The sequence below is a fragment of the Microbacterium sp. No. 7 genome (genome assembly GCF_001314225.1).
GTDB lineage: Bacteria > Actinomycetota > Actinomycetes > Actinomycetales > Microbacteriaceae > Microbacterium.
The window spans coordinates 4,185,884-4,207,718 of the sequence record NZ_CP012697.1 but is presented as its reverse complement, the minus strand read 5'-3'; the positions used below and the strand labels follow the sequence as shown (position 1 = coordinate 4,207,718).

At 73.4% G+C, this 21,835-nt stretch carries 16 protein-coding genes and 1 tRNA gene; 6 read left to right on the top strand and 11 right to left on the bottom strand.

Features of this window, described 5'->3' with window-relative positions:
* Positions 1 to 11 precede the first annotated feature (11 nt).
* Positions 12 to 782 carry a DeoR/GlpR family DNA-binding transcription regulator gene (locus AOA12_RS19370; protein ID WP_054686407.1) on the top strand — a complete coding sequence of 257 codons (771 nt, stop codon included), beginning with the start codon at positions 12 to 14 and terminating at the stop codon, positions 780 to 782.
* A gap of 108 nt (positions 783 to 890) precedes the next feature.
* Here AOA12_RS19370 and AOA12_RS19365 read toward each other — a convergent pair whose 3' ends face one another.
* The 3 genes from AOA12_RS19365 to AOA12_RS19355 are packed head-to-tail and all read right to left on the bottom strand — an operon-like array spanning position 891 to position 7,812.
* Entirely contained in the window at positions 891 to 1,844 is a 954-nt protein-coding gene (locus AOA12_RS19365) for a transglutaminase family protein (protein ID WP_054686406.1), read from the bottom strand.
* Positions 1,841 to 4,402: a circularly permuted type 2 ATP-grasp protein gene (locus tag AOA12_RS19360; protein ID WP_054686405.1), complete on the bottom strand. Its 2,562-nt coding sequence runs from the start codon at positions 4,400 to 4,402 to the stop codon at positions 1,841 to 1,843. The genes AOA12_RS19365 and AOA12_RS19360 overlap by 4 nt, the downstream gene beginning before the upstream one ends.
* The gene (locus tag AOA12_RS19355; protein WP_054686404.1) at positions 4,399 to 7,812 is read right to left on the bottom strand and encodes a transglutaminase family protein; all 3,414 of its coding nucleotides are present in this window, start codon (positions 7,810 to 7,812) and stop codon (positions 4,399 to 4,401) included. The genes AOA12_RS19360 and AOA12_RS19355 overlap by 4 nt, the downstream gene beginning before the upstream one ends.
* A 137-nt stretch (positions 7,813 to 7,949) precedes the next feature.
* On the opposite strand from AOA12_RS19355, the gene AOA12_RS19350 reads away from it, so the two are divergent.
* The 3 genes from AOA12_RS19350 (at position 7,950) to AOA12_RS19340 (ending at position 9,859) form a co-directional block, all read left to right on the top strand.
* Positions 7,950 to 8,450, top strand: coding sequence for an amino-acid N-acetyltransferase (locus tag AOA12_RS19350; protein WP_054686403.1), 501 nt, complete (start codon positions 7,950 to 7,952; stop codon positions 8,448 to 8,450).
* 21 nt (positions 8,451 to 8,471) lie between these two features.
* Positions 8,472 to 9,155 carry a hypothetical protein gene (locus AOA12_RS19345; RefSeq protein ID WP_054686402.1) on the top strand — a complete coding sequence of 228 codons (684 nt, stop codon included), beginning with the start codon at positions 8,472 to 8,474 and terminating at the stop codon, positions 9,153 to 9,155.
* A 299-nt stretch (positions 9,156 to 9,454) separates the two neighbouring features.
* On the top strand, positions 9,455 to 9,859 hold the full coding sequence (locus AOA12_RS19340; RefSeq protein WP_054686401.1) for a hypothetical protein: 405 nt from the start codon (positions 9,455 to 9,457) through the stop codon (positions 9,857 to 9,859).
* Positions 9,860 to 10,201: 342 nt separating this feature from the next.
* Here the strand turns inward: AOA12_RS19340 and radA are convergent, their stop codons facing one another.
* The 8 genes from radA to AOA12_RS19300 form a co-directional block, all read right to left on the bottom strand.
* On the bottom strand, positions 10,202 to 11,560 hold the full coding sequence (gene radA / locus AOA12_RS19335) for a DNA repair protein RadA (RefSeq protein ID WP_054686400.1): 1,359 nt from the start codon (positions 11,558 to 11,560) through the stop codon (positions 10,202 to 10,204).
* Between the two features lie 239 nt (positions 11,561 to 11,799).
* Entirely contained in the window at positions 11,800 to 12,753 is a 954-nt protein-coding gene (locus AOA12_RS19330; protein ID WP_054686399.1) for an L-lactate dehydrogenase, read from the bottom strand.
* A gap of 394 nt (positions 12,754 to 13,147) precedes the next feature.
* On the bottom strand, positions 13,148 to 14,362 hold the full coding sequence (locus AOA12_RS19325; protein WP_082406394.1) for a zinc-binding dehydrogenase: 1,215 nt from the start codon (positions 14,360 to 14,362) through the stop codon (positions 13,148 to 13,150).
* Positions 14,359 to 15,042, bottom strand: a complete 684-nt coding sequence (locus AOA12_RS19320; RefSeq protein WP_054686398.1) for an HAD family hydrolase — start codon at positions 15,040 to 15,042, stop codon at positions 14,359 to 14,361. Before AOA12_RS19320 ends, AOA12_RS19325 begins: the two co-directional genes overlap by 4 nt.
* A gap of 43 nt (positions 15,043 to 15,085) precedes the next feature.
* Positions 15,086 to 16,168: a TIGR03364 family FAD-dependent oxidoreductase gene (locus AOA12_RS19315; protein WP_054686397.1), complete on the bottom strand. Its 1,083-nt coding sequence runs from the start codon at positions 16,166 to 16,168 to the stop codon at positions 15,086 to 15,088.
* A 157-nt stretch (positions 16,169 to 16,325) separates the two neighbouring features.
* The gene (locus AOA12_RS19310) at positions 16,326 to 18,158 is read right to left on the bottom strand and encodes a PhnE/PtxC family ABC transporter permease (protein ID WP_054686396.1); all 1,833 of its coding nucleotides are present in this window, start codon (positions 18,156 to 18,158) and stop codon (positions 16,326 to 16,328) included.
* Positions 18,155 to 19,048, bottom strand: coding sequence for a phosphonate ABC transporter ATP-binding protein (gene phnC, locus AOA12_RS19305; RefSeq protein ID WP_082406393.1), 894 nt, complete (start codon positions 19,046 to 19,048; stop codon positions 18,155 to 18,157). Before phnC ends, AOA12_RS19310 begins: the two co-directional genes overlap by 4 nt.
* A gap of 55 nt (positions 19,049 to 19,103) precedes the next feature.
* Positions 19,104 to 20,078, bottom strand: coding sequence for a PhnD/SsuA/transferrin family substrate-binding protein (locus tag AOA12_RS19300; RefSeq protein WP_231637136.1), 975 nt, complete (start codon positions 20,076 to 20,078; stop codon positions 19,104 to 19,106).
* Positions 20,079 to 20,409: 331 nt separating this feature from the next.
* Here AOA12_RS19300 and AOA12_RS19295 point away from each other — a divergent pair, with 331 nt between their 5' ends.
* A complete protein-coding gene (locus AOA12_RS19295) occupies positions 20,410 to 21,276 on the top strand; it encodes an EamA family transporter (RefSeq protein ID WP_054686394.1) in 867 nt (288 codons plus the stop codon).
* 375 nt (positions 21,277 to 21,651) lie between these two features.
* Positions 21,652 to 21,742, top strand: a tRNA-Ser gene (locus AOA12_RS19290).
* Positions 21,743 to 21,835: the final 93 nt, after the last annotated feature.

Genomic DNA, 21,835 nt, shown 5'->3' with positions numbered 1-21,835 from the left:
GCGAGGGCGGGATGACACGCGATGGCGGCCTGTCGGTGCGTCAGCGCTCGATCCTGCAGGACCTGAAGGAGCACGGCTTCGTCTCGACGACGGAGCTCGCCGCCAAGTACGACGTCTCCGACATGACGATCCGCCGCGACGCGCGGCGTCTGGAGCAGAGCGACCTGGCGAGATCGGTGCACGGCGGGCTGATGCTGCCGCACGGCACGGTGCACGTCGCCGGGTTCGCCGGGCGAGCCCTCGTCGACCGCGACGCCAAGCAGCGCATCGCGGAGGCCTGCCGCGACCTGCTCGCCCCCCGCGAGCGCATCTTCATCGACGCCGGCACGACGGCCCACGGCATCGCCCGGGTGCTGCCGCAGGACTTCGCCGGCACGATCATCACGCACTCGGCGCCGGTGATCCAGACGGCGCTGCACCTCACCGAGGCGACGACGATCGGCCTCGGCGGCGAGCTGCTGCACGACAGCCAGGCGTTCGTCGGCAACATCGCGATCTCGAACCTGGCCGGGCTGCGCGCGGAGACGGCGTTCATCGGCGCGGCGGGCGTCAACGAGCGCGGCTTCTACATCGAGCGGAACCTGGAGCTGCTGACGAAGCGGGCGATCATCGCGGCGGCCGACCGCGTGGTGCTCGTGGCGACGGCGTCCAAGATGGGCCGGTCGGAGCTCGTGCACCTCGGCGACTTCCACGACATCCACGTGCTGGTGACCGACCAGCAGCCCCCCGACCCCATCGCCGCCCGGCTCCGCGCCGCCGCCGTCGACATCGTCGTCGCCTGACGCGCCTTCCATCCCGCTGGTCGAGTGCTCGCGGCGGAGCCGCGAGTGTATCGAGACCCTTCCCACGGTGCGTTACACGGGTTTCGATACGCCGCCTCCGGCGGCTACTCAACCAGCGGGGGTGTGTGGTGCGGGTGCGGGGGCGGGGGCGACGGGGGCGACGTCGACGGAGACCTTGAGGGTGGACTTCTTCGCCTTCGTGAAGATGATGCCGCGCACGGGGGAGACGTCGGCGTAGTCGCGGCCCCACGCGACCGTGACGTAGCGGTCGTTCGCCCACTGGTCGTTGGTGGGGTCGATCGCGAGCCATTCGCCGTTGCCCGCGCCGCCCGACCCCGCGCCCGCCGCCCCGCCGCCGTCCGGCATCCACACGGCGAGCCAGGCGTGCGAGGCGTCGGCGCCGAAGACGCGCTCCTTGCCGGGCGGGGGCTGGGTCGCGAGATAGCCGCTCACGTACCGGGCGGCGAGGCCGTGCGAGCGCAGGCACGCGAGCGCGAGGTGCGCGAAGTCCTGGCACACGCCCGCGCGCTTGTCGAGCACGTCGGCGACGGTGCTCGTGACGGTCGTCGCGGTCGAGTCGTACGTGAAGTCGGCGAAGATGCGGTGCATGAGGTCGGTGACGGCCTCGCCGACCGGACGGCCGGGCGTCAGCGACGTGGCGGCGTACGCGGCGGCATCCGGCACGTGCCGCGCACGCACCGACTCGAGCGCGAACTCGGCGGCCGCCCACGCCCCCGGCGTCGCGGTGTGCACGAGCGGACGGGCCAGCTCCCACGGCGTCGCGAGCGCGGCATCCGAATAGGACGGCTGCACGACCTCGACCTCGGTGCTCGCCTCGATGACGAGCTCGCCGTGCGGATCGGTGAGGTGGTAGTACGTCACGGCGTTGCCGAAGTAGTCGACGTCGCGCTCGATGTCGCCCGGCGCGGGCGTGACCGCGATGGCGTGATCGCCCACGCGCTGCCACGGCAGCTCGCGCGGCGCGAGGTGGAACACGCCCACGGAGTCCTGCACCTTCGCGCTGTAGCCGTAGGTCGTGCGGTGCCACACCCGGTACCTCATACGCGCACCTCGAGCTCCTCGATGAGGGTGAGGTCGGCGAGGTCGAGCGGCGGCGGGCCGATCTCGAAGTACTGGTCGTCGATCGCGTCGCCGAGCTTGTGCAGCTGCGCGACCATCTCCTCCAGGAACGCCTCCAGCTGCGGCCGCTGGCCCTCGTGCGAGCGGCTGAGCGCGTCGACGTCGACCTGCTCGATCGCGGTCTCCAGGTCGCCGAGCAGGCGCTCGGGCCGCGTCGACCCGGTCGAGGCGGGCATGACCGCGAGGTGCGCGCGCAGGCTCGCGAGCGCGAACGCGATCGAGCGCGGGTTCTCGCGGTCGAGCAGCAGCAGGTCGAGCGCGTCCGAGATGCGCAGCGAGCCGCGGTAGCGGCGGCGGTGCGTGACGATGCTCTCCGCCGACGTGAGCATGGCCTCCAGCACCTCGCGGTCCACCCGCAGGGTGCGGCGCACGGTGACGGTCGACGACAGCAGGTGGCACACCTGCAGCGCCCGCTCCAGGAACCGGCCGGCCTCGATCATGTGCCAGCCCGCGTCGCGCATCATGGATGCCGTGATGCCGTGCAGCGACAGCATCGCCGTGAGCATGCGGCCGCCCGACTCGCCCGTGCGGCGGTCGCGGATCGACAGGCGCAGCGCGCGCTGGGCGCGGTCGACGTTCGAGAACACGCGCCACGTGTCGCCCGACAGCTGGTCGCGCACGCCCTCCAGCGCGCCGCGCAGCCGGCGCAGCGAGTGCGCCGCCGAGCCGGAGCGGTGCGCGTCGAGCAGCATCGAGCGGAAGTCCTCGTCGGGGTCGGTCCACACGGTGCCGGCGAGCCGGTGCAGCGCCGCGAGCAGCACCTGCGTGCTCTCCGACGCCTGCGCCGTGGGGTGGCCGCCGAGCTGGTCGATCTGCTCGTGCGCCGTGATGAGCAGGCGCAGCAGGTCTTCGGCGCGCTCCGCGTAGCGGCCCGCCCAGAACATGTCCTCCAGGGCGCGCGGCGACAGCTCGGGGACGCTGCGGCCCGCGGGGATCGGCGTGATGTCGACGAGGCCCTGGTCGGGGTCGCCCGGCGTCGCCTTGAGCACCCAGACGTCCTTCGTCACGGGCGCGGCGTCGGGCGACTCGCGCACGGTCGCGAGGCCGCCCACGAGCGGCCGGTAGGCCGAGTGGTAGCGCAGCGTGAACGCGCGGAACACGACGCCGCGCGCCGTCGTCGCGCTCTCGCCGCCGACCCAGACGGGCGCCTGCGAGAGCGGCAGCAGGTCCTGCCCGACGTAGCGGTGCGGGGCCGCGGCGATGCGGGCGAGCACCTCGTCGGGCGGGAGGCCCGCGAGCGCCTTGCGCGGCTGGTCGATGGGGCGCACGATGAGGCCCGGGTCGCCCGCCGCGATGCGGCTCTCGACGAGCGCGCGGTCGTCGGGCGTGCCGCACCACCACGTGGGCACCGACGGCAGGCGCAGCTGCTCGCCGAGCAGGTGCTCGCTCGCGGCGGGCAGGAACGGCAGCAGCGCGGGGTTCTCCAGCACGCCCGCGCCGAGCCCGTTGAGCACGCGCACGCGCCCGCGGCGCACGCTCTCGCTCAGTCCCGCGACGCCCAGGCGCGAGTCGCCGCGCATCTCCAGGGGGTCGCACCACTCGGCATCCACGCGGCGCACGATCACGTCGATGCGCTCGCGCGGCGCGCGGCGCGGCCAGCCCGCGGGCTTCATCCACACCCAGCCGTCGCGCACGACGAGGTCGCTGCCCTGCACGAGCGGGAAGCCGAGCGCGGTGGCGAGGAACGCCTGGTCGAAGGACGTCTCGGAGTGCGGGCCGGGGGAGAGCAGCACGACGCGCGGCGTCTCGACGCCCTCGGGCGCCGAGGCGAGCAGCGTGGCCCGCAGCGCCGCGAAGTACGGGTCCATGCGGTGCAGGTCGCCCTCGTGGTAGAGGTCGGAGAGCACCTGCGACATGACGCGGCGGTTCTCGGCCGCGAAGCCGAGCCCCGAGGGCGCCTGCACGCGATCGGCGAGCACGCACCACTCGCCGGCCTGGTCGCGGCCCAGGTCGGTCGCGCTGAGCAGCAGCGGGTGCGGGTCGGCGGCGCTGCGCCGCGCGACCGGGCGGATGAAGCCGGAGTGCGCGAAGACGGATGCCGACGGCACGACGCTCGAGCTCAGCAGCGTGCGCGGCCCGTACAGGTCGGTGAGCACGGCGTTGAGCAGCTCGGCGCGCTGTGCGAGCCCCACCTCGAGGCGTGACCACGTGGCGGCGTCGATGATGAGCGGCACGACGTCGAGCTGCCACGGCTCGGCGCCCGAGTCGGCGCGCACGTACGTGACGCCGTCGTCGGCGAGGAAGCGCGCGATCTCGCCCTCGACGCGCGTGAGCTCCTCGGGCGTGAGGGCGAGCGCGACGGACGCCATCGCCTTCCACGCGGGGCGCAGACCGCCGTCGGGGTCGACGACCTCGTCGTAGCGCGGCATCCCGGCGGACGCGTCGAGGAGCCTGCCCGACGCGTCGAAGAGCCCGGTGGTCGCCGAGAACGGCAGTGTCGGGGTCGACACGGCCGTCGCGTAGTCACGCAGCACACTCACGCCGGCGGGACCCTCCTCAGGTCGAGAGTGCGCGGGTAGTCGGACGTGGCGGCCCGGCGTCCGGCGGTGCGAGCCGCCGACACATCGAACGCGCCGGGGGTGTGCCCGCGCGGTTCGAACCTACCGGACCGGCGGGCTTCCGCCTCATTCGCGTTGACGGGCGGGTGCTCGTAGGCCCGTCCGCCGGGGTGCACGACGTGGTAGGTCGCGCCGCCCAGGCTCGCCTGCGCCTCGATGTCGACGACCTCGAACGTGAGCGGCGCGTGCACCGAGATCGAGGGGTGCAGCGCCGACCACGGCTGCCACGCGCGGTACCGCACGCCCGCGTAGTACTCCCCGAGCCGGCCCGTCGAGGTGAGCGGCACCTCCACGCCGTTGCACGCGACGAGGTGCCGCTGCGGGTCGATGCCATTGACCTTCACCTGCACGCGCTCGACCGACGAGTCGACGTAGCGGGCCGTGCCGCCCGCCGTGGCCTCCTCGCCCAGCACGTGCCACGGCTCGATCGCCTGGCGCAGCTCCAGCTCGATGATCGCGGCCGCCGCGCCGGAGCCGAACCCGGTCCAGTCGCCGCCGTCGTGCACGTCGGCGGGCTGCTCGGGCGTGGGCTGCGTGGTCGCGGCATCCGCGTCGGCGGCATCCGGGGCGGCATCCGTCACGGCATCCACGCCCGCCGGCCGTGCCGGGGGCTTCGCGGCGATGCGCACGAGCCCGATGCGCGGGAACCGGAACTCTGTGAACGAGTCGAGCCACGTCTCCTCGAACGCGATGCCGTGCGCGCGCAGGTCGGCGACGACCTCGTGCGCGTCGCGCACCGCGCCCTGCGGCAGCAGCATGTCGTCGTGCAGCGCCGTGCCCCAGCGCACGAGCGGCGCCCGCAGCGGCTTCTCCCAGAACATCGCGACGAGGCTGCGCACGAGCAGCGCCTGCACGAGCGCGAGCTCGGGATGCGGCGGCATCTCGAAGCCGCGCAGCTCGAGCAGCCCGAGCCGGCCGCGCCCCGAGTCGGGGCTGTAGAGCTTGTCGATGCAGAACTCGGCGCGGTGCGTGTTGCCCGTGAGGTCGGTGAGCAGGTGCCGCAGCGCGCGGTCGACGATCCACGGGCGCGGCTCCGTCGTCTCGGCCGTGAGCCGGCGGATCTCCTGCAGCGCGATCTCCATCTCGTACACCGCCTCGGGACGGCCCTCGTCGAAGCGCGGCGCCTGGCTGGTCGGGCCGATGAAGCGCCCCGAGAACAGGTAGGAGAGCGACGGATGCCGCTGCCAGTACGTGACGAGGCTCGCGAGCAGGTCGGGGCGTCGCAGCAGCGGCGAGTCGATCGGCTGCCGTCCGCCGAGGGTGAGGTGGTTGCCGCCGCCCGTGCCGGTGTGCGTGCCGTCGACGTCGAACTTCTCGGTCGACAGCCGGGCGAGCCGCGCCTGCTCGTACAGCTCGAAGGTCAGCGCGCGCTGCTCGGCCCACGAGGTCGTGGGCTGCACGTTGACCTCGATGACGCCGGGGTCGGGCGTCACGATGAGCTGCGTCAGCCGCGGGTCGGGCGTCGGCCCGTAGCCCTCGAGCACGACGCGCACGGCCGTGTCGGACGCGGCGCGCTCGATGACGTGCAGCAGGTTCGCGTAGGCCTCGAGCGTGGTCGTGGGCGGCAGGAAGACGTGCACGTGGCCGTCGCGGGCCTCGAACGCGAGCGCCGTCGTCGCCGCGCCCTCGGGGTCGACGATCTCGACGGCGGGGATGCCGCGCTGCAGCGGCGGCCCGGCCTCCAGCGTCGACGGCTCGCCGGGCCACTCGGGGTCCTTCCACGCGATCGCGTCGAGCGGCAGCCGCAGGCCCACGGGGCTCGTGCCGGGCGTCAGCACGAGCCGTCCGCGCCGGAACCGCCACGCGGGGCTCGTCCATTCGTCGTCCGTCGTGAGGGGCAGCACCCAGCCGCTCGGGGTCGTCACGTCGTGGTCGAGCGCGGCGACGGTGTCCTCGGTGGCATCCTCGTCGGTCTCGGGTCTCTCGCCGTGCGGCTGGCGCAGCTCGGCGGCGAGCGCGGCGAGCGGGTCTTCGAACGCGGGCAGCAGCTGCTCGGCCGGCAGGCCCAGCAGCTCGGTCACGCGGCGCGCGAGGGCCTCGGCGTGGGCGCCCGCGTTCGCGTAGGCCCGCCCGCCCCAGGGGTCGGCGAACAGCCCGGGGTCGTGCCACAGCGGCAGGCCGTCGGTGCGCCACTGCAGCGCGATGTTCCAGCGCGGCAGCGGCTCGCCCGGGTACCACTTGCCCTGGCCGCGGTGCACGACGCCGCCGTGCGCGTACGTGCGGCGCAGGCGCTCGGCGAGGTCGTTCGCACGCTCGCGCTTGTGCGGGCCGTCGGCGTCGGTGTTCCATTCGGCGCTGCGCGCGTCGTCGAGGGCGACGAACGTCGGCTCGCCGCCCATCGTGAGGCGCACGTCGCCCTTGTGCAGGCGCTCGTCGACGGCCTTGCCGAGCGCGTCGATGCGCGCCCACTGCGGGGCCGTGTAGGGCTTGGTCGTGCGCGGGTCCTCGTGGATGCGGCGCACCTCGTTGTGGAACGAGAAGGTCACCTCCACGGGCTCCGTCGCCCCCTCGATGGGGGCCGCGCTCGACGGATGCGGCGTCGCCGACAGGGGGATGTGGCCCTCGCCCGCGAACAGCGCGCTCGTGGCATCCAGCCCGATCCATCCCGCGCCGGGGACGAACACCTCCGCCCACGCGTGCAGGTCGGTGAAGTCGGCCTCGGGGCCGCTCGGCCCGTCGAGCGACTTCTGGTCGCTCGTGAGCTGCACGAGGTAGCCCGACACGAAGCGCGCGGCAAGGCCGTACTGGCGCAGCAGCGCGACGAGCAGCCACGCGCTGTCGCGGCACGAGCCGATCGCGCGCTCGAGCGTCTCGTCGGGCGTCTGCACGCCGGGCTCCATGCGCACCGTGTACTCGACGACGTCGTGCACGGCGCGGTTGAGCTGGGCGAGGAACGTGACGGTCGGCACGCCGTCGTCGGGAAGGGCGGGGAGCGCTGTGCGCCACCGCTCGGCGCGCTCGGCGTTCTCGACGGGGCGCAGGTAGGGGGCGAGGTCGGCCGCGAGGCTCCGCTCGTACGTGAACGGGAAGCGCTCCGCATAGTCCTCGATGAAGAAGTCGAGCGGGTTGATCACCATCATGTCGGCGACGAGGCCGACCGTGATCTCCAGGCGGCTCACCTTCTCGGGGAAGACGATGCGCGCGAGCCAGTTGCCGAACGGGTCCTGCTGCCAGTTGATGAAGTGGTTCTTCGGCGACACGTCGAGCGAATAGGCCTCGATCGGGGTGCGCGCGTGCGGCGCGGGCCTGAGCCGCACGATGTGCGGGGCGACCGACACCGGCCGCGCGAACTCGTACCCCGTGTAGTGCTCGAGCGCCACTTTGATCGACATGAGACGATCTTGGTCCACGACTGTTGCCGAATGGTTACGCCTGCGCCCGAATTTCCTCTCGTGAGGGCGGGTCTCTTCGAAAGAGGGCGCGCGGGCCTCTCGCGAGGGGGAGCGGGCGAGGGGAATACAGTGGTGCGGTGAGCTCGTTCCGTGTGCGACCGGCGACGACCGCCGATGTGCGGGCGATCGCCGCGCTGCTCGACCCGTGGGTGCAGCGGCGCATCCTGCTCGGCAAGGAGATCGTCACCCTCTACGAGTCGGTGCAGGAGTTCGCGGTCGCCGAGGCCGACGGCCGGATCGTCGGCTGCGGCGCCCTGCACGTCATGTGGGAGGACCTCGGCGAGATCCGCACCCTCATCGTCGACGAGCGGTGGCTCGGCCGCGGCGTGGGACGCGAGCTCGTCGAGTACCTGGAGCGCAACGCGCGCCAGCTCGGTCTCACGCGCCTGTTCTGCCTGACCTTCGAGGTCGAGTTCTTCACGCGCCGCGGCTTCGCGCCGATCGGGGAGCAGATCGTGGATGCCGACGTGTACTCCCAGCTGCTGCGCAGCCCCGACGAGGGCGTCGCGGAGTTCCTCGACCTCGCGCACGTCAAGCCGAACACGCTGGGCAACACGAGGATGCTGAAGAACCTGTAGGCGCGGACGTAGCCTAGGAGGGTGAGCACCCCGTCCTCGCGCAAGCACTCGCCCGCGGTGTACCGCCGCCGGAGGCTCGTCGTGCTGCTCGGACTGCTCGCCGTGGTCGCCGCGATCGTGCTGCTCGTCTGGCAGCCGTGGCGCGGCGGCGACGCGCCCGACCCCGCGGCGACGGGGCAGACCCCGCCGGCCGCCACGGGCGAGACGCCCGCGCCGACGGGGGAGACGCCGGAGCCTACGGGCGATCCGAGCGAGGAGCCGACGGCATCCGTCACCCCCACGCCCGAGCCGGAGCCCGCCGAGCCGGTCGCCTGCACCGAGCAGCACGTCTCGGTCACCGCGGTCGCCGACAAGACCGAGTACGCGCCGGGCGAGAACCCGCAGCTGTCGATCATGCTCGCGAACGTGAGCGCCGTGCCGTGCTCGCTCAACGTCGGCACGGCCGCGCAGTCGTTCGTGGTCACGAGCGGCAGCGACGTGTGGTGGCGCTCGACCGACTGCCAGCTGGAGCCGAGCGACAACGTCGTGCAGCTCGAGCCCGGCCAGGAGGTCGCGAGCGCGGCGCCGGTCGTGTGGGATCGCACGCGATCCGCGCCCGAGACGTGCACGGATGCCCGGCCCGACGCGCTGCCCGGCACCTATCACCTGACGGTGACGGTGGGCGGCATCCCTTCGAGCGAGACGGCGTCTTTCGTCCTGTTGTGAGCTCTGTTGCGAACTCCGTTGCGAACTCCGTTGTGGGCGGAGTATGAGAGCTTTCTCACCAAGCTCTTACCAGAAGGAGGCGACGCGGGGGGCGTGCGCCTTTACACTCTCATATAAGCCCCCCGAAAAGCGGCGTTGTCCCCAGCAGCGAACGTCATATATCTCCCGTCTTTAGACCCGACGTCAACCGCTTTTCGGCGAGCCCTGGCCCGCCCGCTCGCTCTGTCTCCGCTGCTGAGTCGGGCGGGCCTGTTCGTTCTCCGACGGTCCTCTGCGTGACCGTCTTCTAGGCTGGATGCATGGCCAAGGGCAAGCGCGGCAAGAAGCCGCCGTTGGAGTTCCGCAACACCCAGCTGGCCGACGCCCTGCAGACGCAGGACATGGCCGCCCTCGCGTTCGCGCTGCGGCACGGACCCACCGTCGTGCCGCTCCTGCGGCCCGGCCGGCGCGACGACCCGCTCGACGCGGGCGAGGTGTGGACCTACCGCGACCCGAAGACGGGCGACGTCGCCCTGCTGCTCTTCAGCGACGCCGCGCACAAGCCCGCGGCGCTGCCGCCCGCCGTGGGCCTGCAGTCGCCCGCCTGGCTGCGCGCGTTCCTCGGTACCCACGGTGACGAGATCACGACCGTGTTCTTCGACATCGCCGGCCCCCACCCCATGCAGGCCACCCCCGCCGACCTCATCGCCGCCCTCGACGTCTAGCTAGCGCCGCGGCGCGCGCCCGCGCGTATCGTGCCCGTGCCGCGCTCGTGCTCGTGCCGCGCCCGCGGAAGCGCGAGAGTGCATCTGGCGGCCGAGAATGCAGCGCACACCCGCATCCTCGGCCGCCAGATGCGCTCTCGGCGGCCGGATGCATTCTCGGCGGCCGGATGCATTCTCGGCGGCCGGATGCACTCTCGGCGGCCGGATGCGCTCTCGGCTGCCGGGTGTACTCTGGGCGGCCGGATGCGTTCTGGGCCGTGGGATGTGCTCTCGGCCGTGGGGTGCGCTCTCGCGGGGAGGGTGGCAGGGAGCGGGGTCGAGGGATGCGGGGCGCCCCTCGGGTCAGAACGCGGGGCGGGCGTCGTCGGGGGCCGGGCGGTGGTGCTGGGCGAGGTCGCGCAGGGCGCCGCGCAGCGTCGACGACGACTGGTCGACGACGCGCGTGTAGCCGAGGCGGGCGGCCTCGGCGCGCCGCTGCTCGCGCTGCGTGACGGCGCGGATCTCTCCCGACAGGCTGAGCTCGCCGATCGCGGCGACCTGGGCCGGGTTCGCACGGCCGAGCACGGCGCTGGAGACCGCGAGGGCGATCGCGAGGTCGGCGGCCGGCTCGACGAGGCGCACGCCGCCGACCGTCGAGACGTAGACGTCCTGGTTCGACACCCGGATGTTCGCGCGCTTCTCGAGCACCGCGAGGATCATCGCGACACGGGCGCCATCGACGCCGCTCACGATACGCCGCGGGTTCGGCGCGCCCGTCTCGATCGTGAGCGCCTGCACCTCGACGGGCAGCGCGCGCCGGCCCTCCAGCGCGATCGTGACGCACGAGCCGGGCTCGCGCGACCCGTGACCCAGGAACAGGGCGCTCGGGTCGGGCACCTCGGCGATGCCCGACCCGGTCATGTCGAAGCATCCGACCTCGTCGGTCGCGCCGAAGCGGTTCTTCAGCGACCGCACGAAGCGCAGCGACGTCTGCCGGTCGCCCTCGAAGTGGCACACGACGTCGACGAGGTGCTCGAGCATGCGGGGCCCGGCCACCTGACCGTCCTTCGTGACGTGGCCGACGAGGATGACGGGGAGGTCGCGTTCCTTCGCGACGCGGATGAGGGTGGATGCCACCTCCCGCACCTGACTCGGCTGCCCGGGCGCGCCGTCGACGAGGCCCGACGACACGGTCTGCACGGAGTCGACGACGAGCAGCTGCGGGCGCGCCTGGTCGATGTGCCCGAGGATCGTGGCGAGATCGGTCTCGCTCGCGAGCAGCAGCTCGTCGTGCAGGGCGCCCGTGCGCTCGGCCCGCAGCCGCACCTGGCTCAGCGACTCCTCGGCGCTGATGTAGAGCACGCGCTGGCCCGCGTGCGCGCTGCGCACCGCGACCTCGAGCAGCAGCGTCGACTTGCCGACGCCGGGCTCGCCCGACAGCAGGATCGCGGCGCCGGGGACGATGCCGCCGCCGAGCACGCGGTCGAACTCGCCCACGCCGCTCGTGCGGCGGGGCGTCTCGGCCGTGTCGATCGCGGTGATCGGCACGGCGCTGCGCGCGGGGCTCGCCGGAACGACCGCCTGCACGATGCCCGTCGCCGTGGCGGCCTCGACGACCGTGCCCCACTGCTGGCACTCACCGCATCGCCCGACCCACCGCGCCGCCGTCCACCCGCACTCCGTGCACCGATACGCAGCCGTCACCGCACGCTTGCCCGCCATCCCCCCAGGCTAACCACCCCCGCCGACACCGGTCCCCGGCATCCCCCGAACATGCATCCACCCGCCGAAAGTGCATCTGGCGGCCGAGAGTGCTGCTGTGCGATGCATGCTCGGCCGCCAGATGCATTCTCGCGGGAAGGAAGAGGGATGCCGGATGGTGGATGTCCGGGGTGCAGAACCCGGGGCGGTGAGCCCCAGCGGGCGGTGAACCCCTGGGGCCGTGAACCCCGGAGCCGCGGTCAGCGGAGGGAGGCGGCGACGTCGCGGAGGGCGTCGGCGGAGCGGCGGAAGAGGCCGAGCTCGCTCGGCGAGAAGGCGGTCTCGTGGATGGGCTGGGCGCCCGACGCGCTCACGACCGACGGCACCGAGAGCGCGACGCCGTCGACGCCGCGGTAGTCCGACAGCACCGTGGAGACGGGCATGACCGCGTGCTGGTCGCCGAGGATCGCCTCGACGATTCGCGCGCTCGACAGGCCGATCGCGTAGTTGGTCGCGCCCTTGCCCTGGATCACCTTGTAGGCGGCGTCGCGCACGTCGACGGCGATGCGGTCGAGCTCGTCGACCGTGAACGGCGGCTGCCCGTCCTTCGGCACCCAGTCGAGGATCGGCACGGCGCCGATGCGCGCCTGCGACCACAGCGGGAACTCGGTGTCGCCGTGCTCGCCCACGATGTAGGCGTGCACGCTCGAGATCGACACGCCCGCGCGCCGGGCCAGCAGCCACCGCAGCCGCGAGGTGTCGAGCACGGTGCCCGACGAGAACACGCGCTCCGTGGGCAGGTCGGTGGCCTCGTGCGCGAGCACCGTGAGCACGTCGCACGGGTTGGTGACGATGACGTACACGGCCTCCGGGGCGACGTCGAGGAGCTGCGGCATGAGCGTCTTGAGGATGCCGGCGTTCGTCGCCGCCAGCTCGATGCGGGTCTGCCCGGGCTTCTGCTTCGCGCCCGCGGTGATGACGACCACGTGCGATCCGGCGGCGACCGAGATGTCGCTGCCGCCGATGATGTCGCTCGATCCGGTGAACTGCGCGCCGTGCGCGAGGTCGAGCACCTCGGCCTCGGTCTTCTCGGGGGCGATGTCGTAGAGGGCCACGTGGCGGGCCGAGCCGCGGATGAGGGCCGCGTACGCGACGCTCGACCCCACGGCTCCGGCACCCACGACGGTCAGTTTCGAGTTCTCGATGAGGCTCATGCTGCCAGTCTGACAGCGCGCGGATGCCAGGGCCAGCGCTTCTCCCCCCGCTTCTCGACCCCGGTTTCTCCTGCCGCCCGCCCCCTCCGTTCGGCCCCGGGTTTCTCCCGTCGTTCGGCCTCGCTTCCTTCCGCCGTTGGACCGCGGCGAAGTGTGGGTCTGCGACGCCGCGACCCGCACTTCGCCGCGGTCGAACCCAGGGGGCGGACCCGCAGGGGCGCCAGGGGCGGGCACGCGGGTACACGCCCGGAGCGGGCCCCGCGAGGGGTACCAGGGGCGGGCGCGAGTGCGCCAGGGGCGTCCCAACGGGGCACCAGGGACGCTCCCGCAGGGATGCCAGGGACGCTCCCGCAGGGATATCAGGGGCGCTCCCGCAGGGCACCCCGGCGCCCGGTCAGGGGCGGATGCCGGTGCGCGCCCCGCGCGCGGGCGGCTGGGCCAGCGCGACGGCGGCCTCGGCGAGCGGCACGACGTCGCCCACGAGCGACGCGAACGTGCGGTGGTCGGCGTCCCGGAGGAACGCGACGGCGCGCAGCAGGTGCTCACCGCGGTAGTTGTAGACGCCGCGGATCGTGAGCATGCGCCGCACGATCCGCTCCGCGTCGATGCCGACGGGCGGCGCGGGGAAGACGTGCCCGACGAGCACGATCGTCGCGCCGACGTCGGCCGTCGCGAGCAGGGCGCCGACGGCGTCGTTGGAGCCCGACATCTCGAACGCGACCGCGAATCCCGACAGGGCCGTGAGGCGCCGCTGCGGTCCCGCGAGGTGCGCGATCTCGCCGCGCAGCGCGGCGGCGCCCGTCCCGCAGGCCACGGCGGCGCCGAACGCGCGCGCCTGGCGGCGCCGTTGCGGGTCGGGGTCGACCGCGATGACCGTCGCGCCCGCCGCGTGCGCCATCGCGACCGCGGTGAGACCCAGCATCCCGCATCCCGAGACGACCACGATCTCGCCGTCGAGGGGCCGCGCGGCCGCCTCCACCGCGGCGACGACGGTCGCGGTCGCGCACGACGCGGGCGCGAGCACCTCGGCCGGCACGTCGTCGGGAACGTGCACGACGTCGGAGCCCGCGATGACGTGCACGTGCGTCGCGAAGCCCCCGCTCAGCTCCCAGCCGCGGTCGACGCGCGTGTGCCCGTACTTGCGCAGGTGCAGGCACTTGTCGGGCATGCCGCCGAGGCACCGCCGGCACGCCTTGCACGAGACGACGACGCCCCAGACGACGCGGTCGCCCACGTGCAGCGGCCGGCCGTCGACGCTGTGCGGGACCGTTCCCGCGCCGATCTCGACGATGCGCCCCACCTGCTCGTGGCCGAGCACGAGCGGGGTCGGCTCGTCGCGATGCCCCGCGGCGGTGTGCCGGTCGGAGCCGCACACGGTCGCGAGCTCGACCCGCACCAGCAGGTCGCCGGGGCCCAGCCGCACGACGGGCACGGCGATGCGGTCGAAGCCCTCGGCCTTCCCGCGGAAGACGAGGGCCTCGGGGGTGTGCTCGCGGCGCGGCAGCACGGGCGGCCGCGCGTACTCGGCGCGCGGCGACGGACGGATGCCGGTGCCCGTGCCGCCGTCGCCGTGCGCGTCGCTCTCGGCCCGGGCCCGCCAGGGCGTCATCGGCCCAGCTGGGCGAGCAGCCCCGGCAGCTCGGCGACCGAGCTGAGCACGTGCTGCGCCCCCGCGGCGCGCAGCGCCTGCTCGCTCGCGTGCTGTCCCGTGAGCACGGCGGCGACGAGACCCGCGCCCGCGTTGACGCCGCCCCGCGCGTCGGACTCCGTGTCGCCGACGACCGCGAGGGCCGACACCGACGAGGCGCCCGTGCGCAGCACGGCGACGAGGTTGAGATCGGGCGCGGGCCGGCCGCGTCCCGCGTCGGCGGGGGTGAGCACGGCGTCGGCCAGGTCCTCCCAGCCGAGCACGCGCAGCACGGCGTCGGCGGTGGGGCGCGCGAAGCCCGTGGTGAGCACGACGGCGCGGCCCTCCGCCCGCAGGGCGCGGACGGCGTCCTCGGCGCCCGGGATCGCGGCGACGGCGCCGTCGCCGACGAGCGCCGCGGCGGCCTCCTCGAACGCCGTGTTGAGCGCCTGCGCCGAGTCCTCGTCGCCGAGCCCGCGGAACACCTCGATCTTCGACTGGCCCATCGTCGCGATCACGTGCTCGATCGCCTCCTCGCGCCGCTGCGCCCCCTCGTCGGCGCGCAGCCGGTCCCACGCCCGTTCGAAGGCGTTCAGCACGACGCCGTCGTCGGTGACGGTGGTGCCGGCCATGTCGAGCACGACGGTCTCGATGCGGGTCATTCTCACTCCTCGGTGTGTCGATCGGGGACGATCGGGGTCTCGTTCAGGTGGTCTTCGCGTCCCAGAGCTCGGCGACGACCGACTCGGCCAGGCCGAGGCCGCAGGTCATGCCGCTGCCGGTCGCGACCGACACCACGCGCACGCCGTCGGCCGGCGCGGCGCGCAGGAACTCGTGCGGCGCCTTCGCGTACACGCCCTGCCAGCGCTGGCGCATCCGCAGCGGCACGCCGAACAGGCCGGCGCCGAGGCGGTCGAGCAGCTCGAACGCCGCCTCGCTCTGGAACGGCGCGATCGTCGTGCCGAGCGTGTGCGTGTCGCCGATGAGCAGCGTGCCGTCGGGTCGCTCGGTGTACATCTGGTTCACGTCGTGCGCGAACAGCCCCGGCTCGTCGCGCGCGTAGCGCTCGCGCACGGCCGCGGTCGACGGCGCCGACGCGAACGCGGAGTAGCGCAGCATCGACGTGCCCGTGAGCAGCGGCAGGTCGAGCCCGACGCCGTCGGCCAGCATCATGTCGAGGCCGCAGCGCTCCACCCCGTGCTCCTCCGCGAGCGCGGGGAAGACCTGGTCGACGTCGTGGCCGAGGGCGAAGACGACGGCATCCGCCCGGATCTCGCCGCGCGACGTGTGCAGGATGCCGGGCTCCGCGCCGAGCGCCGACGTGCGCCAGCGGAACGTCACGCCCCGCTCGGCGAGGTGCGCCGCGATCGCGGACGCGGCCTCGCGCGGGTCGACCTGCAGGTCGCGGGGGAGCAGGGCGCCGCCGACGGCGCCCGCGACGGGCGCGAGCGCGGCGACCTCGTCGGCGCCGAGCAGCGGTTCGACGCCCGACTCGTGCAGCACGGCGAGCTCGTCCTCGTGCCGCGCGACGATGAGCGCCCCCGCCTCGCGCACCCAGAACCCGGCGCGTTCGGCGAGCCGCAGCCACAGCTCGCGGCTGCGCTGCGCGTGCTCGCCGGCCTCGCCGCCGTGCGCGCCGACGCCCACGTGCCCGAAGTTGCGCACCGTCGCGCCCGTGATCGCCGTCGCCCGCTCGACCACGACGACCCGCAGCCCGCGCTCGACCGCCGCCGCCGCGTGCCCGAGCCCCACGATGCCCGCCCCCACCACCGCCAGATCGAAGCTCACCCTCGCTTGCCCCCTTCTGCGCCGCGCCGGGCTTCTGCCCCGCACCGGTCTCCCCCGCACTGGGCTTCGACCGCGGCAGAATGCGGGTCGGCGACGCCGACACCCGCACTCTGCCGCGGTCGAAGCGGTGACGGGGCGGCCAGAGGGGCGGGGGAGGTCATTTGAGCGCTCGTCGGATGAGGATGGATGCGGTCTCGACGACGACCACCATGGCGATGATGACGAGCACGTAGGCGAACACCTGGTCGAAGTGCCGGCCCTGCAGGGCGTTGAGCAGCAGGAAGCCGATGCCGCCCGCGCCGACGATGCCGAGCAGCGTCGCCGCACGCACGTTCTGCTCGAGCAGGTACATGAGGTGGCTCACGAGCGCCGGCACCGACATCGGCAGCGTCGACGAGAAGAACACCTGCGGGCGCGTCGCGCCGGCGGCCGACAGGGCGCGCTCGGGACCGTTCGGCACCTCCTCCATCGAGTCGCCGATGAGCTTGGCGAGCAGGCCCACGCCGCCGATGCCGAGGGCGAGCGCACCGGCCTGAGGGCCGAAGCCGGTCGCGATGATGAAGAGGATCGCGACGACGAGGTCGGGGATCGCGCGCAGCACGAGCGTGATGCCGCGGAAGAAGTTGCGCACCGCGCCGTTCGGGGCGACGTTGCGCGCCGACAGGGGTCCGACGACCGCCGAGATCACGGCGCCCATGAGCGTCGCGGCGAACGCCACCTGCAGCGTCGTCATGACCGCGGCCAGCACCGTCGCGAGCTCGCGGCCGCCGAACGTGGGCGGCCACACGGCGCGGTCGAGGTCGGGGTTCGACACCTGGTCGATGCGCCACTCGGCGAACAGGCGCGACAGGTCGGGGTCGGCGTACACGAACGACGCGGCGATGACGCCGACGGCGACCCACAGCCACAGCGTCGTCACGACGCGCGAGCGGTCCCACGGGCGATGCAGCGACGCCTCGACGCGTTCGCGCTGCGTCGACGTGGCATCCGTCCGCTCGATCGTGCGCGCGACGCGCGGCGACCGGCTCGCGATGGCGCGCACGATGGAGTCGCCCGCGCCCTTGCCCGTCGGGCGCACGCCGAGCAGGCGGGCGCGGATGACCGACGAGACGATCTCGAACAGGATGCACAGCGCGATGATGATGAGCACGATCGGGATGACGCGGCGCATGCCCGCGGGGCCCGCGTGCAGCGCCTCGTCGAGGTCGTAGCCGAGGCCCGCGACGCCGACGACGCCGAGGATCACCGTGCTGCGCAGGTTGATGTCGGCGCGGTGCAGGGCGACGGCGATCCAGGCGGGGAGCGCCTGCGGCACGACGCCCGACCAGAACTCCTGCGCCTTCGAGCCGCCCGCCGCGCGGATCGCGAGGCGCGGGCCCTCGTCGATCTGCTCGATCGCGTCGGCGAACATCTTGGAGATCATGCCCACCGAGTGCAGGCCGATCGCGACGATTGCGGGGAGAGTGCCCGAGTTGAACCAGAGGAACGCGAGGAACACGACGAACACGACGTCGGGGATCGCGCGCAGCGTCACGCCGATGCCGCGGCAGAGCGAGAGCACGAGGCGGCCGGGCGTCGTGTTGCGCGCCGCGCCGTACGCGACGGGCACCGAGAGCGCGGCGGCGAGGGTCGTGCCCGCGATCACGAGCGCGAGGGTGATGGCGATGCTGCCGAGGGTGTCGAGGATGGGCTCGATGCCGACCCATTCGGTGACGTAGGTCGTCGTGCCGTCGGGCTGGCGCGTGCCGATGACGTTCCAGCCCGGCCACTGCAGGGGCGTGGCCATGCCGAGGAACCGGTTGAGGTTGCCGATCGTCGCCTCGATGCTCTTGAAGCTGTAGTCGAGGGCGACGAACGACCACACGCCGAGCACGGCGATCGCGATGATGACGCCGTACGAGACGATCGTCGAGGTGCGCGGGCGGGGCCGCGCGATGTGCGCGTACCGCTCCTCGGCGGCGGGCGAGGGCGCGGGGGCGAGCGCGGTCATCGCTGCTCCCCGAGCGGCGCCTCGTGGTGCGGGTCGTCGCCGGACGACACCGGCACGCCGCGCAGCCGCAGCTGCTCGCGCGCCTCGGCGAGCTCGGTCTCGACGGCGGCGATCTCGGCCGTCGTCGTCGCGACGCGGCCGTAGATCTCCATGACCTGCTCGCGTGAGAGGCTCTCGGTGCTCGTGTCGAGCACGACCTGGCCGCCGCGCAGGCCCACGATGCGGTCGCCCCAGCTGAGCGCGAGGTCGACCTGGTGCAGGCTGCAGACGACCGTGAGGTCGCGCTCGGCGGCGATCTCGCGGATGAGCGACATCACCTGGCTGCTCGACTCGGGGTCGAGCGAGGCGACGGGCTCGTCGGCGAGCAGGATGTCGGGCTCCTGCATGAGCGCGCGGGCGATCGCCACGCGCTGCTGCTGACCGCCCGAGAGGGTGTCGGCGCGCTGATAGGCGCGCTCGAGGAGGCCCACGCGGTCGAGGTGCCCGAGGGCGCGGCGGCGCAGGTCCTTCGGGTAGCTCCACGTGCCCACGCGCGGGGAGCGCAGGGTGGAGAGCGAGCCCGTGAGCACGTTCTCGAGCACCGTGAGCGGTCCGACGAGCTCGAACTGCTGGAAGATGAAGCCGATGCGGCCGCGCAGGGTGCGCAGGGGCCGGCCCGTGAGCGCGGCCACGCTCTGGCCGAGGGAGACCACGGTGCCCGCGCTGGGCGTCTCGAGGCCGTTGATGTGGCGCAGGAGCGTCGACTTGCCCGAGCCCGACAGGCCGAGCAGCACGACGATCTCGCCGGGGGCGACCGACAGCGACACCCCCGAGAGGGCCGGAGCGGCCGCGCCCGGATAGGTCTTGGACAGGCCGGTGATCTCGACCGCGGGGGTGTCGCTGCTGGTCATCGTCGTGATTCTTTCCGTGGATGCCGGATGTCGGGGACGCCGGGGATGCCGGGCGTCAGGCCTGGCAGGCCTCGACCTGGTCGGCGATCTGCTCGCACACCGTGCGGATCGTGTCGTAGTACGCGTCGTCGACGGCGCCGAAGCCGAACCAGCTCTCCTCGAGGAACGTGTTGAGCTCGATGCCGGCATCCGTCAGCGAAGCCTGCGTGCTGTCCGCGATCGCGGCGACGAGCTGGTCCTGCACGTCCTGGGGGAGCGCGGCCTGCATCACGATGGGCGCCGCGGGCACCAGGAAGCGGTCGACCTCGACGAGCTTGCCGCTCGCGATGAGCGGGTTGGCGTCGACGTCCTGCACGAAGCCGACCTGGCAGTCGGTGCCCTCCGAGATCTTGATGGCGTTGAGGTCGTGGGCCTCGCCGTAGACCGTGTTCTCGGTCGAGACCGTGACGCCCGCCTCCAGCAGCTGGCTCACGGGGATCGCGCGGCCCGAGGTGGACGTCGCGTTCACGAAGCACACGGGCTGGTCGGCGAAGTCGGTGAGCGCCGTGGCCGACGAGGCGGGGTTCTTCACCGCGACCGAGTAGTAGCCGGGCTCCGCGCCCTCCTCGGTGATCTGCGCGCCGATCGGCACGATGTCGGCGCCCGCGGCCTGCGACTGGTAGTACGTGAAGGCCGAGATCTGCGCGATGTCGATCTGGCCCGCGGCGAGGCCCTGCACGACCGCGGTGTAGTCGGTGGCGGGGAAGAACTGCACGTTCTTGCCGGTGATCTCGGCGATCCAGTCGGCGATGGGCTCGGCATCCTGCTCCGCGCCCTCGTGGTCGGGGAGCGTCGCGAAGACGAGGGTGTCGGCGTTGCCCGAGGCGAAGGTGCCCTCGGCGCCCGCCTCGCTCGTGGCCGCGTCGCTCGTGCTGCCCGAGCCGGCGTCGGTCGTGGAGTCGGGGGTGTCGCTCGACGAGCAGCCGACGAGGGCCGCGAGGAGCGCGATGGTGCCGCCGAGGGCGGCGATCCGGCGAGTGTTCAGACGCATGTTCATGCAGCCTTTCTCCGGGCGTGCCTGGGTGGCTGCCTCGCCCGGTGAGGATGGTGGGGACGCGAGCGAAGCTACGTCGGCAAGGTGCACGGGGCCGTGGCGGGCCGGGAGCGCACCGGTGGCGAGTCGATGAACAGTCGGTGACGCCGCCCGGGGCGCGGGACGGGCGGCTGCTAGCGTCGAGATCGACAGCGCCTAGGGTTCCGGAGCACGGCTCGACTGGTCCGAGCGGCGCCACGCCTCCGTCGTCATCGGCGGGGCGTCATCTGACAGGACAAAAGCCCGGAGGACCTGGCTTCGTCGCGCCCGCGACGAGCGGAAGGTTCTCGTGTCCGGTCTCGCCCTGCTCCTCGTCCTCGCCGCCGCCGTCGCGCACGCGGCCTGGAACGTCCTCGCCCACGGCACGAGCGGCAGCGGTCCCGCCTTCCTGTGGTGGGGCTCGCTGGTCGGCGGGCTGGTGTGGGCGGTCGCGATCCCGTTCACGGGCGGCTGGGGCGCCGACGATCTCGCCGGGCTGCTGATCGGCGTCGCCGTGTCGGCCGTGCTGCACGTCGCCTACATGTTCGTGCTGCAGCGCGGGTATGCGGCCGGTGACCTGTCGACCGTGTACGCGACCGCCCGCGGCTCGGGGCCGCTGATCACGGTCGTGCTCGCCGTGACGCTGCTGGGCGAGCGCCTCGAGCCGATCGCCGTCGTCGGCGTGGTCGCGGTCGTCGCCGGCATCGTGGCGATCGGCCTCGTCGACCGCGGCACGCGGCACGCGCGGCGCGGCGTCGACCTGGCGCTCGTGTACGGGCTGCTGACGGGCGTCGGGATCGCGGCGTACACGGTGTGGGACACGTTCGCGCTGCGCGCGTGGGGCATCTCGCCCGTCGCGTACATGGTCGGGTGCGTGCTGTGCGAGGTGCCGATCATCTCGCTCGTGCTGCTGCGCGGCCGGCATCGCGAGCTGCTGCCCGTGTGGCGGCTGCACCGCGGGCGGATCCTCGCGTTCGGCGTGCTCGCGCCCCTGTCGTACATCCTCGTGCTCACGGCGATCACGATCGCCCCCGTCGCGCTCGTGGCGCCGGTGCGCGAGGTGAGCGTGCTGCTGGTGAGCCTGTTCGGCGCGCTCGTGCTGCGCGAGGCGCACCCGGGCCGGCGCCTCGCCGCGTCGGCCGTCGTCGTCGCGGGCGTCGTGCTGCTGGCGCTGTGAGGGCGGGGGATGCCGGGTCGTGTGGCTGGTGCGGGGTTGGGTCGCGCTGTTGCGCGCCGCGCGGTCGGGCGGCCCGCGGTCGGGCGGCCTGCGCCCCGCGCCGCGCGCCGCGCGCCCCGCGGTTCGACCGCGGTTCGACCGCGGCAGAGTGCGGGTGCTGGCACGTGGCATCCACGTTTTGCCGCGGTTGAGTGGGGGTGGGTGGGGCTGAGCCGGGGCGCTCCGCGCTCGACCGCGGCAGAGTGCGGGTGCTGGCCATCGTGACCCGCACTCTGCCGCGGTTGAAGGGCGCGGTTGAAGGGGTGGTGCGGGCGGCGGAGGGATGCCGGGGGGCCTGGTTCGCGGCATCCGTCAATCTGTCGTAAACTAGACGACGGTGACGTGTCCGAGCGGCCGAAGGTGCAACTCTCGAAAAGTTGTGTAGGGTAACCCCCTACCGTGGGTTCAAATCCCACCGTCACCGCCATCGAGAACCCCCTGCATGCGCAGGGGGTTCTTCCGTTCCCGCGCACGGTGGATTCGTCGCCGAGCAGGTGCCTTCTTCGTCGAGAAACCCACC

Bases quoted from the DNA above. Each gene is read 5' to 3' on its own strand.
- AOA12_RS19365 (WP_054686406.1), bottom strand. From the start codon at position 1,844: ATGAGGTACCGGGTGTGGCACCGCACGACCTACGGCTACAGCGCGAAG.
- AOA12_RS19330 (WP_054686399.1), bottom strand. From the start codon at position 12,753: ATGAGCCTCATCGAGAACTCGAAACTGACCGTCGTGGGTGCCGGAGCC.
- AOA12_RS19320 (WP_054686398.1), bottom strand. From the start codon at position 15,042: ATGACCCGCATCGAGACCGTCGTGCTCGACATGGCCGGCACCACCGTC.
- AOA12_RS19355 (WP_054686404.1), bottom strand. From the start codon at position 7,812: ATGTCGATCAAAGTGGCGCTCGAGCACTACACGGGGTACGAGTTCGCG.
- phnC (WP_082406393.1), bottom strand. From the start codon at position 19,048: ATGACCAGCAGCGACACCCCCGCGGTCGAGATCACCGGCCTGTCCAAG.
- radA (WP_054686400.1), bottom strand. From the start codon at position 11,560: ATGGCGGGCAAGCGTGCGGTGACGGCTGCGTATCGGTGCACGGAGTGC.
- AOA12_RS19325 (WP_082406394.1), bottom strand. From the start codon at position 14,362: ATGACGCCCTGGCGGGCCCGGGCCGAGAGCGACGCGCACGGCGACGGC.
- AOA12_RS19370 (WP_054686407.1), top strand. From the start codon at position 12: ATGACACGCGATGGCGGCCTGTCGGTGCGTCAGCGCTCGATCCTGCAG.
- AOA12_RS19340 (WP_054686401.1), top strand. From the start codon at position 9,455: ATGGCCAAGGGCAAGCGCGGCAAGAAGCCGCCGTTGGAGTTCCGCAAC.
- AOA12_RS19310 (WP_054686396.1), bottom strand. From the start codon at position 18,158: ATGACCGCGCTCGCCCCCGCGCCCTCGCCCGCCGCCGAGGAGCGGTAC.
- AOA12_RS19300 (WP_231637136.1), bottom strand. From the start codon at position 20,078: ATGCGTCTGAACACTCGCCGGATCGCCGCCCTCGGCGGCACCATCGCG.